Origin of the sequence: Cupriavidus phytohabitans, from assembly GCF_017815025.1 — a bacterium.
Lineage (GTDB): Bacteria > Pseudomonadota > Gammaproteobacteria > Burkholderiales > Burkholderiaceae > Cupriavidus.
Genome location: NZ_JAGIQB010000028.1, coordinates 14,657 through 29,591, shown reverse-complemented (window position 1 = coordinate 29,591; position 14,935 = coordinate 14,657). Strand labels below are relative to the sequence as shown.

Annotated in this window: 15 protein-coding genes; 14 read left to right on the top strand and 1 reads right to left on the bottom strand. The window is 65.4% G+C overall.

Features of this window, described 5'->3' with window-relative positions:
* Positions 1-578: 578 nt before the first annotated feature.
* The 4 genes from cyoA to J8I34_RS19580 are packed head-to-tail and all read left to right on the top strand — an operon-like array spanning position 579 to position 4,550.
* On the top strand, positions 579-1,541 hold the full coding sequence (cyoA, locus tag J8I34_RS19595) for a ubiquinol oxidase subunit II (RefSeq protein ID WP_209775528.1): 963 nt from the start codon (positions 579-581) through the stop codon (positions 1,539-1,541).
* Between the two features lie 14 nt (positions 1,542-1,555).
* The gene (cyoB, locus tag J8I34_RS19590) at positions 1,556-3,529 is read left to right on the top strand and encodes a cytochrome o ubiquinol oxidase subunit I (RefSeq protein WP_209775567.1); all 1,974 of its coding nucleotides are present in this window, start codon (positions 1,556-1,558) and stop codon (positions 3,527-3,529) included.
* A 5-nt stretch (positions 3,530-3,534) separates the two neighbouring features.
* The gene (gene cyoC, locus J8I34_RS19585) at positions 3,535-4,179 is read left to right on the top strand and encodes a cytochrome o ubiquinol oxidase subunit III (protein ID WP_029044750.1); all 645 of its coding nucleotides are present in this window, start codon (positions 3,535-3,537) and stop codon (positions 4,177-4,179) included.
* On the top strand, positions 4,179-4,550 hold the full coding sequence (locus J8I34_RS19580; RefSeq protein WP_029044749.1) for a cytochrome o ubiquinol oxidase subunit IV: 372 nt from the start codon (positions 4,179-4,181) through the stop codon (positions 4,548-4,550). Before cyoC ends, J8I34_RS19580 begins: the two co-directional genes overlap by 1 nt.
* Before the next feature lie 70 nt (positions 4,551-4,620).
* Here the strand turns inward: J8I34_RS19580 and J8I34_RS19575 are convergent, their stop codons facing one another.
* The gene (locus tag J8I34_RS19575; RefSeq protein ID WP_156914274.1) at positions 4,621-4,794 is read right to left on the bottom strand and encodes a hypothetical protein; all 174 of its coding nucleotides are present in this window, start codon (positions 4,792-4,794) and stop codon (positions 4,621-4,623) included.
* 323 nt (positions 4,795-5,117) lie between these two features.
* On the opposite strand from J8I34_RS19575, the gene urtA reads away from it, so the two are divergent.
* The 10 genes from urtA to ureC all read left to right on the top strand — a co-directional run bounded on the left by urtA (position 5,118) and on the right by ureC (position 14,918).
* The gene (gene urtA / locus J8I34_RS19570; protein WP_029044748.1) at positions 5,118-6,374 is read left to right on the top strand and encodes an urea ABC transporter substrate-binding protein; all 1,257 of its coding nucleotides are present in this window, start codon (positions 5,118-5,120) and stop codon (positions 6,372-6,374) included.
* Between the two features lie 96 nt (positions 6,375-6,470).
* Positions 6,471-8,114 carry an urea ABC transporter permease subunit UrtB gene (urtB, locus tag J8I34_RS19565; RefSeq protein WP_209806755.1) on the top strand — a complete coding sequence of 548 codons (1,644 nt, stop codon included), beginning with the start codon at positions 6,471-6,473 and terminating at the stop codon, positions 8,112-8,114.
* Positions 8,114-9,322: an urea ABC transporter permease subunit UrtC gene (gene urtC / locus J8I34_RS19560; protein ID WP_209806775.1), complete on the top strand. Its 1,209-nt coding sequence runs from the start codon at positions 8,114-8,116 to the stop codon at positions 9,320-9,322. Before urtB ends, urtC begins: the two co-directional genes overlap by 1 nt.
* Positions 9,319-10,167, top strand: coding sequence for an urea ABC transporter ATP-binding protein UrtD (gene urtD / locus J8I34_RS19555; RefSeq protein ID WP_209806754.1), 849 nt, complete (start codon positions 9,319-9,321; stop codon positions 10,165-10,167). Before urtC ends, urtD begins: the two co-directional genes overlap by 4 nt.
* A 2-nt stretch (positions 10,168-10,169) precedes the next feature.
* A complete protein-coding gene (urtE, locus tag J8I34_RS19550) occupies positions 10,170-10,862 on the top strand; it encodes an urea ABC transporter ATP-binding subunit UrtE (RefSeq protein ID WP_209775525.1) in 693 nt (230 codons plus the stop codon).
* 109 nt (positions 10,863-10,971) lie between these two features.
* Positions 10,972-11,841 carry an urease accessory protein UreD gene (locus J8I34_RS19545; protein WP_209806753.1) on the top strand — a complete coding sequence of 290 codons (870 nt, stop codon included), beginning with the start codon at positions 10,972-10,974 and terminating at the stop codon, positions 11,839-11,841.
* 68 nt (positions 11,842-11,909) lie between these two features.
* The gene (locus J8I34_RS19540) at positions 11,910-12,212 is read left to right on the top strand and encodes an urease subunit gamma (RefSeq protein WP_029044742.1); all 303 of its coding nucleotides are present in this window, start codon (positions 11,910-11,912) and stop codon (positions 12,210-12,212) included.
* 60 nt (positions 12,213-12,272) lie between these two features.
* Positions 12,273-12,884, top strand: coding sequence for a HupE/UreJ family protein (locus tag J8I34_RS19535; protein ID WP_209775522.1), 612 nt, complete (start codon positions 12,273-12,275; stop codon positions 12,882-12,884).
* A gap of 13 nt (positions 12,885-12,897) precedes the next feature.
* Entirely contained in the window at positions 12,898-13,203 is a 306-nt protein-coding gene (locus tag J8I34_RS19530; RefSeq protein WP_029044740.1) for an urease subunit beta, read from the top strand.
* Positions 13,203-14,918, top strand: coding sequence for an urease subunit alpha (ureC, locus tag J8I34_RS19525; RefSeq protein WP_209806752.1), 1,716 nt, complete (start codon positions 13,203-13,205; stop codon positions 14,916-14,918). Before J8I34_RS19530 ends, ureC begins: the two co-directional genes overlap by 1 nt.
* Positions 14,919-14,935 lie beyond the last annotated feature (17 nt).

Below are 14,935 nucleotides of genomic sequence, written 5' to 3'. Positions count from 1 at the left end.
ACACAGAAATGTCGCACCTGCAAAGCCGCGCCAATGCGCGGCTTTGTGCATATTTATGATCGAAATTGTGATCTTGACGGCAATCAAGTGCTGCGATGCGACGACGGCACGTGATTGTCCGTTTATCTGAACGCTGTGTTCTGTGGCGTTGGGTTTACCCTCAATGTTGCGTTGCGGTACATTCGCGCCCACGATGTTTTACGTGTTGCGCTCCCCGGCCGAAAACCGCGCTTGCTGCCAGGCTTCTGATGGCAAGTCCGTCGGGAAGTGCAAAAACCTCGTATTCCAACGCTACCCGGCCGCTGTACTGAGCCGGGACCGTTCGCGGTTTCGGCCACCAGGTGCCGCAGCGCCGGCAAGGTCCCACAGGGCCTGCAGCGCGCGCAGTCAGTTGTCCTTCCGTGTTCATGGCGTTGCAAGGCCGCATGGTCCCCCGGCGTTAGATCCGCCGCCCGACCGCAACGCCAGCTAAGGACACGTCCTTCCGGTTTTCCCATAGCCCCACGCCTCTTGCGCGAGCATCAGGCGGTTTAGCCACGCTTTTGCCCAAAGCGCGGTGCAACCAAACCAGTCGTGACATGAAGAAACCCATACTGCCGCGTTGGACGCGGTTCCTGCCCTGCCTCGGCCTGCTCCTGCTGGCCGGTTGCAACATGACGCTGCTCGACCCGAAAGGGCAGGTCGGCGTCGACATCAAGAACATCATCCTGATCGCCACCTGGCTCATGCTGCTGGTGGTGGTGCCGGTGATCGTGCTCACGCTGGTGTTCGCCTGGAAGTACCGCGCGTCCAATACCAAGGCGCGCTATGAGCCGGACTGGTCCCACTCGACTGCGATCGAAGTGGTGGTGTGGCTGATCCCGTGCCTGATCATCATCGCGCTGGGCATCATCACCTGGAAGTCCTCGCACGACCTGGACCCGTACAAGCCGCTGGAATCGAACAAGAAGCCGGTCACCGTCGAGGTGGTCGCGCTGAACTGGAAGTGGCTGTTCATCTATCCGGAACTGAAGATCGCCACGGTCAACCAGATCGCCTTCCCGGTCGACACCCCGGTGAACTTCAAGATCACCTCGGATTCGATCATGAATTCGTTCTTCATCCCGCAACTGGGCAGCCAGGTGTACGCCATGGCAGGGATGGAGACCAAGCTGCACCTGATCGCCAACCATGCCGGCTCGTATGACGGCGTGTCCGCCAACTACAGTGGCGGCGGCTTCTCGGGCATGAAGTTCACGGCGGTCGCCATGTCGAATTACGAGTTCGACGAGTGGGTCGCCAAGGTTCGCGCCTCGTCGACCGAACTGGGCGTTGAAGGCTACAAGACGCTGGCACAGCCCAGCGAGAAGGAGCCGGTCACGTACTACGGCAAGGTGGAAGACCAGCTCTTCCACAACATCCTGCACAAGTACATGGACCACAGCAGCACGGCTGTCGCCGCGGACAGGTTCAAGGGCGGCCCGATCTGCACGTCGCGCAACACCCTCGGTGAAGAGCAGTTGTCGATGACCACGCCGGCCAAGCTGGCGGCGGGCGCGTAATCCTGGGAGCAATGATGTTTGGCAAGTTGAGTTTGTCGGCGATTCCGTTTCATGAGCCGATCATCATGGTCGTGCTGGCCGGCGTCGCCCTGGGCGGTGCCGCGCTACTGGGCGCGATCACGTATTTCAAGAAGTGGGGCTATCTCTGGAACGAGTGGTTCACGTCCGTCGATCACAAGAAGATCGGCGTGATGTACTGCCTGGTCGCCCTGATCATGCTGCTGCGCGGCTTTGCCGACGCAGTCATGATGCGTACCCAGCTGGCGCTCGCCACCAATGGCGCCACCGGTGTCCTGCCGCCCGAGCACTACGACCAGATCTTCACCGCCCACGGCGTGATCATGATCTTCTTCGTGGCCATGCCGCTGATGACCGGCCTGATGAACCTGGTCGTGCCGCTGCAGATCGGCGCGCGCGACGTGGCCTTCCCGTTCCTGAACACGCTGTCGTTCTGGCTGTTCGTGGCGGGTGCCATGCTGGTCAACATCTCGCTGGGCGTCGGTGAGTTCGCCAAGACCGGCTGGCTGGCCTACCCGCCACTGTCGGGCCTGGATTACAGCCCTGGCGTAGGGGTGGACTATTACCTCTGGAGCTTGCAGATCTCGGGCCTGGGCACGCTGCTGACCGGCGTGAACTTCCTGGTGACGATCCTGCGCATGCGCGCCCCGGGCATGACCCTGATGCGCATGCCGGTGTTCACCTGGACCGCGCTGTGCACCAACGTGCTGATCGTGGCCGCCTTCCCGGTGCTGACCGTGACCCTGGCGCTGCTGGGCCTGGACCGCTACTTCGGCATGCACTTCTTCACGAACGACGGTGGCGGCAACGCCATGATGTACGTGAACCTGATCTGGATCTGGGGCCACCCCGAGGTGTACATCCTGATCCTGCCGGCGTTCGGCATCTTCTCTGAAGTGATTTCCACGTTCTCCGGCAAGAAGCTGTTTGGCTACAAGGGCATGGTGTACGCGACCGCCGCGATCATGGTGCTGTCGTTCATCGTGTGGCTGCACCACTTCTTCACGATGGGCTCGGGCGCCAACGTCAACGCGTTCTTCGGCATCACGACCATGATCATCTCCATCCCGACCGGGGTGAAGATCTTCAACTGGCTGTTCACCATGTACCGCGGCCGGGTCCAGATGACCTCGCCCGTGCTGTGGACGCTGGGCTTCATGATCACCTTCGTGATCGGCGGCATGACCGGCGTGCTGATGGCCGTGCCTGCTGCTGACTTCGTGCTGCACAACAGCCTGTTCCTGATCGCCCACTTCCACAACGTGATCATCGGCGGCGTGCTGTTCGGCTACCTGGCCGGCATCACCTACTGGTGGCCGAAGGCGTTCGGCTTCACGCTGAACGAGCGCCTGGGCAAGTGCGCCTTCTGGTGCTGGCTGGTCGGCTTCTACTTCGCCTTCATGCCGCTGTACGTGCTGGGCCTGATGGGCATGACCCGCCGCCTGAACCACACCGACAACCCGGCCTGGACGCCGTGGCTGTACCTGGCCGTGGTGGGCGTGGTGTTCGTGGCGCTGGGCATCTTCTTCCAGGTGTTGCAGATCGTCGTCTCGATCCGCGACCGCAAGAAGCTGGCCGACGTGACCGGCGACCCGTGGGGCGGCCGTACCCTGGAGTGGGCCACCTCGTCGCCGCCGCCGTTCTACAACTTCGCGCACACTCCGGTGGTGCGTGACCTGGACGCGTTCGCCGACATGAAGGCCCGTGGCGAGACCCTGCCGACCGAAGGCTACGAGAAGATCCACATGCCCAAGAACACGGGCGCGGGCTTCATCATCGGTGCCTTCAGCCTGGTGTTCGGCTTTGCCCTGACCTGGCATATCTGGTGGATGGCCATCGTTGGCCTGGTGGGCATGGTGTGGGCGTTTATCCACCGCAGCAACGACGACCATATCGATTACTACGTGCCGGCCACCGAGGTCGAGCAGATCGAAACGCGCCATCTGCAGCGCATTGCTTCGCAGGCCTAAGAACCATGTCGACTCAAGTCCTAGACCGCATCCCCGCGCAGGCCGGCGCCAAGGCCCACGCTGACGCGCATGGCCATGACCATGCGCACCACGATACCAGTGCCAATACGGTGTATGGCTTCTGGATCTACCTGATGAGCGACTGCATCATCTTCGCCGGGCTGTTCGCCACCTTCGCCGTGCTGCGCGGCGAACTGGCGGGCGGGCCGTCGGCGAAGGAGCTGTTCGAGCTCAACTACGTGCTGGTGGAGACCTTCATCCTGCTGTTCTCCTCGATCACGTACGGCATGGCGATGATCTCGCTGCAGAACCGCAGCCTCAAGCACGTGCAGACGTGGCTCGGCGTCACGTTCCTGCTGGGCGCGGCGTTCATGGCGATGGAAATCAACGAGTTCCACCACCTGATCGCCGAAGGCGCCGGCCCGGGCCGCAGCGCGTTCCTGTCGTCGTTCTTCACGCTGGTCGGCACCCACGGCCTGCACGTCGCCAGCGGCATGCTGTGGATGATCGTGCTGATGTGGCAGCTGGGCAAGAAGGGCATCACCCCGACGCTTAGCAAGCGCCTGATGTGCCTGTCGCTGTTCTGGCACTTCCTGGACGTGGTCTGGATCGGCGTGTTTACCGTGGTCTACCTGATGGGACATCTGTGATGGCACAACACAACGCACCCGCGGCGCACGGCGCCCACGACTCGCACGCCGCGCACGATTCGCATGGCAGCACCCACGCCAGTTTCAAGTCGTACCTGATCGGCTTCGTGCTGGCGGTGGTCCTGACCGTGATTCCGTTCAAGCTCGTGATGGACGGCACCATGGACAAGGGCACGATCCTCTGGATCATCCTCGGCATGGCCGCGGTCCAGATCCTGGTCCACCTGAAGTACTTCCTGCACCTGGACACCTCGTCCGAGCAGCGCAGCAACGTGATCGCGCTGCTGTTCACGGCGCTGATCCTGGTGATCGTGGTGGCCGGTTCACTGTGGATCATGTACAACCTGAACGCCAACATGATGCCGATGTAAGGACTGCTGTCCTGGCATCGAAAAAACGGGGCCCCGCGAGGGGCCCCGTTTTTTATTTGCAGCTACCTCATCAAGGCTTGAACGTATCGCCAAGCACCACGCCTTCGCAGCGTGGGTCGGCACTGCCCACCAGCACCGCCGAGCCGCCGATGGTGTTGAGGGTGATCGCGCTCAGGCCGCTCGATTGCCATTGGTCATGTGGTACGAGCCGCGCCCTGACGCGGACTGCGTGGATTGTCGCCATTGGCAAGCCCCGTACGCTTCGGCGCCGGTTCCCCTTGCCCAGTGCGGCGCCGGCCGGCCGCTGACGACACGACCGATTCTGGCGCATGGCCGCGACCCGCTCGCGGGCACCATGCACCGTCACTGCTCCCATTTCTCCCGTTGCACTATCTCGGTGCCGGTTCACGCTGCACGCTCGTGGTGCGCGATGGTTCCTGCGACCCGCTGAAGCCATGCGCGCCGCGCGCAGCGGCCGGGTTGCCGCTCAAAACCGATGGCACGCTAGTTGCAGATGCATCACCTCGGGGAGCGTGTCCCTACTAACACCACAAACGGGAGCTGCAAATGCAACGACGTGACATGCTGAAGCTGTCGGCCATCGCCGCCGCGGCAATGATCGGTACCAGCCCGCTGGCCATGGCGCAGTCCAAGGAACCGATCAAGGTCGGGATCCTGCACTCGCTGTCCGGCACCATGGCCATCTCGGAGACGTCGCTGAAGGACGTGGCCCTGATGACCATCGACGAGATCAACAAGAGCGGCGGCGTGCTCGGCCGCAAGCTCGAGCCGGTGGTGGTGGACCCGGCCTCCAACTGGCCGCTGTTCGCGGAGAAGGCGCGCCAATTGGTCAGCAAGGACAAGGTCGCGGTGACCTTCGGCTGCTGGACCTCGGTGTCGCGCAAGTCGGTGCTGCCGGTCTATGAAGAGCTGAACTCGCTGCTGTTCTACCCGGTGCAGTATGAAGGCGAGGAAATGTCCAAGAACGTCTTCTACACCGGCGCCGCGCCCAACCAGCAGGCGATCCCGGCGGTGGAATACCTGATGAGCAAGGAAGGCGGCGGCGCCAAGCGATTCTTCCTGCTGGGCACGGACTACGTCTACCCGCGCACCACCAACAAGATCCTGCGCGCGTTCCTGAAGAGCAAGGGCGTTGCCGACAAGGATATCGAAGAGGTCTATACCCCGTTCGGCCACAGCGACTACCAGACCATCGTCGCCAACATCAAGAAGTTCTCGCAGGCCGGCAAGACCGCGGTGATCTCGACCATCAACGGCGATTCCAACGTGCCCTTCTATAAAGAACTGGGCAATGCCGGCCTGAAGGCCAAGGACGTGCCGGTGGTGGCGTTCTCGGTGGGCGAGGAAGAACTGCGCGGCATCGACACCAAGCCGCTAGTCGGCCACCTGGCGGCGTGGAACTACTTCATGTCGGTCAAGAACGCACAGAACGATGCCTTCAAGAAGCAGTGGGCGGCCTGGGTCAAGGCCAACAATCTGCCGGGCGGCGACAAGCGCGTGACCAATGACCCGATGGAAGCCACCTATGTCGGCATTCATATGTGGGCACAGGCCGTGAAGAAGGCCGGCAGCACCGATACCGACAAGGTGCGCGCGGCCATGTACGGCCAGACCTTCAAGGCGCCGGACGGCTTCACGCTGACCATGGGCGAGAACCACCACCTGTACAAGCCGGTGATGATCGGCGAAGTGAAGGGCGACGGCCAGTTCTCGGTGGTGTGGAAGACGCCGAAGGCAGTACGTGCGCAGCCGTGGAGCCCGTTCATCTCGGGCAATGAAGGGAAGCCGGACAAGGTGATGTAAGGCGGTCGGCTTCCCTCTGTTTGGCTCCCCTCTCTCGCTTGCGGGAGAGGGGAGTGTGCACTCAGCTTGCCAACACCTTCGCACTTGCCAGCCGCTATGCGCTATTCGATATCCCTTCCCGTTCCGCCCTGGCTGCGCGTCCTGGTGGCAGCGCTGCTACTGGCCTCAGCGCCCTGGGCCATGGCGCTGACGCAGGCTGACCTGAAGCCGCTGGCCGAGGACGACTTCGACGCCAAGACTGCGGCGTTGTCCGCGTTGGCGAAGGCATCGCCCGCCGAAGCCGCACCGATCCTGAAAGCCTTGCAGGACGACGCCCTGCAATATGCGCCGTCGGTCGGCATGGTGCGCCAGGACGGCGACAATACGGTCGATGCGATCACCGGCAAGCCGGTCAAGGTCAAGCCGGACGAACTCGAATCCCTGACCCTGAACAACAGCCTGCGCGCGCTGGTCGACAGCGCCGCCAGCAGCCTGCTGCTGCAATCGCCCGACATCGCGGCGCGCGCGCAGGCCATCGGCACATTGCGCGACCAGCCGGAAAGCGCCTCGCTTGCCGCCGTGGAAGCCGCGCGCAAGACCGAGGCCGATGCCGGCCTGCGTGCCAGCCTCGACGTGATCTGGGCGAACCTCGTGCTGGCAGAACCTGCGGATGCCGCCGCGCACGATGCGCGGCTCGAAGCGATCCGCATCCTCGCCAGCGACAGCAACCCGCAGAGCCGCCAGAAGCTGGCGCCGCTGGTCGAGCGCGACAGCGCCGGCAACTACCGCGAGGCCGATGCCGACGTGCGCCTGGCCGCGCAGCAGGCGCTGGACCAGCTGCGCAGCGACCAGCGCCGCGCCGAGCTGATCGGCAACCTGTTTGCCGGCCTGAGCCTGGGCAGCGTGCTGCTGCTGGCGGCGCTTGGGCTGGCCATCACCTATGGCCTGATCGGCGTCATCAACATGGCGCACGGCGAGTTCCTGATGATCGGCGCCTATGCCACCTATGTGGTGCAGTCGCTGTTTCGTACCTATGCGCCTGAGGCGTTTGCATGGTACCTGCCGGCAGCGCTGCCGGCGTCGTTCCTGGCGGCGGCGCTGGTGGGCTTCGTGCTGGAGCGGCTGGTGCTGCGCCACCTGTACGGCCGCCCGCTCGAAACGCTGCTGGCCACCTTCGGCATCAGCCTGCTGCTGATGCAGGCGGTGCGCACGCTGTTCGGCGCGCAGAACGTCGAAGTGGCCAACCCCGGATGGATGAGCGGCGGCTTCGAATGGATGCCGGGACTGGTGATCCCGTATAACCGCGTGGTCATCATCCTGTTCGCGCTGGCGGTGGTGGCAGTGGCATGGGCGGTGCTCAACCGCACGCGGCTCGGGCTGTTCGTGCGCGCCACCACGCAGAACCGCACCATGGCGGCGTGCGTCGGCGTGCGCACCTGGAAGGTCGACAGCTACGCCTTTGCCTTCGGTGCCGGCATTGCCGGGCTGGGCGGCTGCGCGCTATCGCAGATCGGCAATGTCGGTCCGGACCTGGGCCAGGCCTACATCATCGATTCGTTCATGGTGGTGGTGCTGGGGGGGGTGGGGCAGCTGGCCGGCACCATCGTGGGTGCGTTCGGGTTGGGCATCATCAACAAGTTCATCGAGCCGTTCTATGGCGCGGTGCTGGCCAAGATCCTTGTCCTGGTGCTGATCGTGCTCTTTATCCAGAAACGGCCGCAGGGACTTTTCGCGCTCAAGGGGCGCAGCGCGGAGGCATGATGCAGCGATTCCAACCTGATTCTTCCGCGATGCCTTTCCGGCTTGCCGTGCCGGAACGCCAGTCGCTGTTCTCGCCACGCGGCTGGATGGCGCTGGCGGTGCTGACCGTGATCGTCGGCATCGGCGTGCCGGTGTGCGCGCTGCTCGTGCCGGAAGGCCATCCGTTGCACCTGTCGGCGTATGCGCTGACGCTGGTCGGCAAGATCATGTGCTTTGCGCTGGCGGCGATCGCGCTCGACCTGGTGTGGGGCTACTGCGGCATCCTGAGCCTTGGCCATGGCCTGTTCTTCGCGCTGGGCGGCTATGCCATGGGCATGTACCTGATGCGTTCGATCGGGCGCGAAGGCGTGTACAAGAGCGACCTGCCGGACTTCATGGTGTTCCTCGACTGGAAGGAGTTGCCATGGTTCTGGCACGGCACCGACCACCTGGGCTATGCGCTGCTGCTGGTGGTGCTGGTGCCGGGCGTGCTGGCGTGGCTGTTCGGCTTCTTTGCCTTCCGCTCGCGCATCAAGGGCGTGTACCTGTCCATCATCACGCAGGCGATGACGTATGCGGCGATGCTGCTGTTCTTCCGCAACGAGACCGGCTTCGGCGGCAACAACGGCTTTACCGATTTCAAGCGCATCGCCGGGTTTGCCATCGCCGCGCCGCAGACGCGCACGGCGCTGTTCGTGCTGACCTTCCTGGCGCTGCTGGGCGGCTTTGTGGCCTGCCGCTACATCGTCACGTCCAAGCTGGGCCGCGTGGTGACAGCGGTGCGCGATGCCGAGATGCGCGTCATGTTCTCCGGCTACAACCCGCTCGGCTACAAGCTGTTCGTGTGGACCTTCTCGGCCGTGCTGTGCGGCATCGCCGGCGCGCTGTACGTGCCGCAGGTCGGCATCATCAACCCGGGCGAGATGTCGCCCGGCAACTCGATCGAAATGGCGGTGTGGGTCGCCGTGGGCGGGCGCGGCACGCTGATCGGGCCGGTCATCGGCGCGTTCCTGGTCAACGGCGCCAAGACGCTCTTCACCGCCCACTTCGCCGAGTACTGGCTGTTCCTGCTGGGGGCGATGTTCGTGCTGGTGACGCTCTACCTGCCCGACGGCGTGACCGGCCTGTGGAGGCGCCTGCGAGAGCGCCGCGCTGCATCCGGGGCACCATCCGTGCCCGAGCCGGTTTCCACACCCGCGGTCGCGGGCCGCACCGGAGGTGAAGCATGAACGCCGCACTCGAATACGGCCAGGCCGAAAGCGGCGACGCCACCGGGCTGGGCCGGGTGCTGGAGCCGGGCACCATCGATGTGTCGCATGGCCCGATCCTGTACCTGGAAGACGTCACCGTGCAGTTCGACGGCTTTCGCGCGCTCAACAAGCTGAACCTGTCGATCGACCATGGCGAACTGCGCTGCGTGATCGGCCCCAACGGCGCTGGCAAGACCACGATGATGGATGTCATCACCGGCAAGACCGGCCCGCGCAACGCCAATGTCAGCGGGCGCGTGTTCCTCGGCCAGACCATCGACCTGATGCGGATGACCGAGCCGCGCATCGCGCAGGTCGGCATCGGCCGCAAGTTCCAGAAGCCAACCGTGTTCGAGCAGCATGCGGTGTGGGAGAACCTGGAGCTGGCGATGAAGGCCGACAAGCGCTGGTGGTCGTCGCTGCGCGCGCGGCTGACCGGCGAGGGTCATCGCCGCATCGAACAGACGCTGGCGCTGACCGGCCTGGAGGACGAGGCGTACCGGCCCGCCGGCCTGCTGTCGCACGGGCAGAAGCAGCGGCTGGAGATCGGCATGCTGCTGATGCAGCAGCCACAGCTGTTGCTGCTCGACGAACCCGTGGCCGGCATGACCGATGAGGAAACCATGCAGCTCGCCAGCCTGCTCAACGGCCTGCGCGGCAGCTGCTCGATGATGGTGGTGGAGCACGACATGGAGTTCGTGGCGGCGCTGGCGGGCGATGCCGGCAAGGTCACGGTGCTGGCCGAGGGCAGCGTGCTGGCCGAAGGCACGCTCGACAGCGTCAAGCGCGACGAACGCGTGATCGAATCCTACCTGGGGAGATAGGCATGCTGCAGGTCAATGCACTGAACCAGTTCTACGGCGGCAGCCATATCCTGCGCAACGTCTCCTTCGACGTGCCGGCGGGCAAGCTGACCACGCTGCTCGGCCGCAATGGCGTAGGCAAGAGCACATTGCTGAAATGCCTGATGGGCGTGGTGCCGACGCGCAGCGGCAGCATCCACTGGGACGGCAAGCCGCTGGAGAAGAAGGCGCCGTACGAGCGCGTCTCGGCCGGACTGGCTTATGTGCCGCAGGGGCGCGAGATCTTCCCGCGGCTGACGGTCGAAGAGAACCTGCTGATCGGTGCCGCCAGCCGCGCGCGGCCAGCGGGTGTGCCGGATCGCATCTATCAATTGTTCCCGGTGCTGCGCACCATGCGCCAGCGCCGCGGCGGCGACCTGTCCGGCGGCCAGCAGCAGCAACTGGCGATCGGCCGGGCACTGATGAGCGAGCCGCAACTGCTGATCCTCGACGAGCCGACCGAGGGCATCCAGCCGTCGATCATCCAGGACATCGGCCGTGCGCTGCGGTTGCTGGTAGACGAGTTCGGCATGACGGTGCTGCTGGTCGAGCAGTACTATGAATTCGCGCGCCATATCGCCGACCACTATGTGGTGATGAGCCGGGGCGAGGTGGTTGCCCGCGGTGCCGGGGCCAGCATGGAACAGGACGGCGTACGGGAGTTGATTGCCGTGTAAGCGCGGGGCGGGGAATGCGCATCGCACGCCGCTTTCGCACAGACAGGGGGCGCGCTATGATTGCCTGCAACCCCCGCCATCGCGCGCGCCCCGCCGGCCTTGCCACGCCATGCGTCATCCCGATTTTCCTTCGTCACTCGCCGTGCCTGCCGCATGGCAGGCCAGCCTGCGGCTGCGTTTTGCGCAACGCGGCGAACGCTCCGCGCTGGTCGAACGCCGCCACCAGGGGCCATTGCTGGTGCAGAAGCCGCTCTATCCCGAAGGCGGCATCTGCCATGCCGTCATCCTGCATCCGCCGGCAGGCGTGGCGGGTGGCGACAGCCTGGATATCGATGTGACGGTCGAAGCCGGCGCCCATGCGGTGCTTGCCACGCCCGGCGCCACCAAGTGGTACAAGTCGCTTGGCCGCGACGCGGCGCAGCAGGTGCGGCTGTCGGTCGGCCCGGGGGCGCGGCTGGACTGGCTGCCGCAGGAGAACATCGTGTTCGACGATGCGCGTGCGCGGATTGCGACGGTGCTCGACGTAGCGCCGGGCGGCAGCGCGATCGGCTGGGATGCCGTAGTGCTGGGCCGGCAGGCGTCGGGCGAGCAATGGGCGCGCGGCGCGTTGTGGCTTGATACACGCGTCGGCGCTGGCGAGCGCGCGCTGTGGATTGAACAGTCGCATCTCGATGCGGGATCGCCGCTGCGCGCCGCGGTAGCGGGACTCGACGGCCTCAATGTGCTCGGCACGCTGTGGGCGGTGGGCGAGGGCGCCACGCAGGAACTGGCGGAATTATTGGCCGAGCGATTGCCCTACGGGCCGGAGTTGCGCGCGGGCGTGACCTGCCTGGCAGCCCAGGGCCAGTCGATGCTGCTGGTGCGCGTGCTCGGCCGGCAGATGGAGGCCGTGCGCCACGTGATGGTCGATAGCTGGCAGGCGTTGCGCGAGCCGATGCACGGCGTGGTGGCGCGGCCGCTGCGCCTGTGGGCGACGTAGGGCGACGTAGGGCGACGTAGGGCGACGTAGGGCCGCGATCGGACAACGAGACACACAAGGAACAAGAGATGGAACTGACGCCGAGAGAGAAGGACAAGCTGCTGATCTTCACCGCTGCGCTGCTGGCTGAACGGCGCAAGGCGCGGGGACTCAGGCTCAACTATCCGGAAGCCGTGGCGCTGATCACCGCGGCCATCATGGAAGGCGCGCGCGATGGCCGCACCGTGGCCGACCTGATGCACGAAGGCACCACCGTGCTGACGCGCGACGAGGTGATGGACGGCGTCGCCGAGATGATTCCCGAGATCCAGGTCGAAGCGACGTTCCCCGACGGCACCAAGCTGGTGACGGTGCACCATCCCATCGTCTGAGCCTGCGCCTGAACGACCGATTCCGATCGATTCGAACAACCAAGCCAACCGAGAGCCGACATGAACCGTTCCGCCTGCCTGCGCCTTGCCCTGGGCGCCACCCTGACCGTTGCCGCCACCGCCGCGCTGGCGCACCCGGGCCATGACGCCGCCACCGTCGGCGCCAGCCTGTGGGCCGGCCTGGCGCACCCGTTCAGCGGCGCCGACCACCTGCTGGCAATGGCGGCGGTCGGCGTGTGGAGTGCGCTGGTGGCACGCTCGGCTGCCGATACGCTGCGCCTGCCACTGGTCTTCGTCGCGCTGATGCTGGCCGGCGCCGCGCTCGGTCTGGCTGGCATGGCGCTGCCCGCGGTTGAACCGATGATCGCCGTGTCGTTGCTGGTGGTGGGCCTGATGCTGGCGCTGCGCGCCCAACTGCCGGCCTGGGCCGGTGCCCTGCTGGTAGGGGGCTTTGCGGTGTTCCACGGCTATGCGCATGGCGCCGAGCTGCCGGCTACCGCCGAGGCGATGCCCGCCGTGCTCGCCTACGTCGGCGGCTTTGCCGTCGCGACCATGGCGCTGCACCTGCTCGGCATCGGCGCCGGCACGCTGCTGCGCCGCCATGCCGGCTGGCTGGCCCGCCTGGCCGGTGCCGGCGTGGCGCTGTACGGCACCGGCCTGCTGATGGCCTGAGGAGATACACACCATGATCCCCGGTGAACTGATGCCCGCCGATGGCGAGATCGAACTCAACGCCGGCCGCGCCACGGTCAGCGTGACGGTGGCCAATACCGGCGACCGGCCGATCCAGGTCGGCTCGCACTTCCACTTCTACGAGACCAACCCCGCGCTGTCATTCGATCGCGAGGCCACGCGCGGCTTCCGGCTGAATATCGCGGCGGGTACGGCGGTACGTTTCGAACCTGGACAGACCCGCACCGTCGAACTGGTGGCCCTGGATGGCGACCGCATCGTCTACGGCTTCAACGGCAAGATCATGGGAGCGCTGTGATGGCAACGATCTCCAGGCAGGCCTACGCCGAGATGTTCGGCCCGACCACCGGCGACCGCGTGCGGCTGGCGGATACCGGGCTCATCATCGAGGTCGAGAAGGACTTCACCATCTACGGCGAGGAAGTGAAGTTCGGCGGCGGCAAGGTGATCCGCGACGGCATGGGCCAGAGCCAGCGCATGGCGAAGGACTGCGTCGACACGGTGATCACCAATGCGCTGATCGTCGACCACTGGGGCATCGTCAAGGCCGACATCGGGCTGAAGGACGGGCGCATCGCGTCGATCGGCAAGGCCGGCAACCCGGATATCCAGCCGGGCGTGACCATCGTGGTCGGGCCGGGTACGGAGGTGATCGCGGGCGAGGGCATGATCGTCACGGCGGGCGGCATCGACAGCCATATCCATTTCATCTGCCCGCAGCAGATCGAAGAGGCGCTGATGAGCGGCGTCACCACGATGATTGGCGGCGGCACGGGGCCGGCGACAGGCACCTTCGCCACCACGGTGACGCCGGGGCCTTGGTTCATGGAGCGGATGCTGCAGGCGGTGGACGCCTATCCGATGAATATCGGCCTGCTCGGCAAGGGCAACGCCAGCCGGCAGGCACCGCTCCTGGAGCAGGTGGAGGCCGGTGCGATCGGGCTGAAGCTGCATGAGGACTGGGGTACCACGCCGGCGGCGATCGATACGTGCCTGTCGGTGGCGGACGCGACCGACACGCAGGTGGCGATCCACACCGATACGCTGAACGAGGCCGGATTTGTCGAGGCCACCATCGCCGCGTTCAAGGGCCGCACCATCCATACGTATCACACCGAAGGTGCCGGCGGCGGCCATGCGCCGGACATCATCAAGGTCTGCGGCGAGGCCAATGTGCTGCCGTCGTCGACCAACCCGACGCGGCCGTACACGGTGAACACGCTGGACGAGCACCTCGACATGCTGATGGTGTGCCACCACCTCGACCCGTCGATTGCCGAGGACATCGCCTTCGCCGAAAGCCGCATCCGCCGCGAGACCATCGCCGCGGAGGATATCCTGCATGACCTCGGCGCGTTCTCGATGATCTCCAGCGACTCGCAGGCCATGGGCCGCGTCGGCGAGGTCATCATCCGCACCTGGCAGACCGCGCACAAGATGGCGCTGCAGCGCGGCAAGCTGCCGGGCGATCCGCACGATGCGCGCGGCGGGCACGACAACTTCCGCGTCAAGCGCTATGTCGCTAAGTACACCATCAACCCGGCGCTGACGCATGGCATCGCGCATGAGGTGGGCTCGGTCGAGGTCGGCAAATGGGCCGACCTGGTGCTGTGGCGTCCGGCGTTCTTCGGCGTCAAGCCCAGCCTGATCCTGAAGGGCGGCATGATCGCCGCCGCGGCGATGGGCGATCCCAATGCGTCGATCCCGACACCGCAGCCGGTGCATTACCGGCCGATGTTCGCATCGGCGGGCGGGGCGCTGCACCGCTCTTCGCTGACCTTTGTCTCGCAGGCGGCGCTTTCGGCCAATATCGGCGAGCGCTATGGCCTTGCCAAGACGCTGTCGGCGGTGCGCGGAACACGCACGGTCAGCAAACGCGACATGGTGCACAATGACTGGCAACCGCACGTCACGGTCGATCCGGAGACCTACCAGGTAGTTGCCGACGGCCAGCTGCTGATCTGCGAGCCCGCCACCGAGCTGCCCATGGCGCAGCGCTATTTCCTGTTCTGAACCGCCGGGGCCCGCGC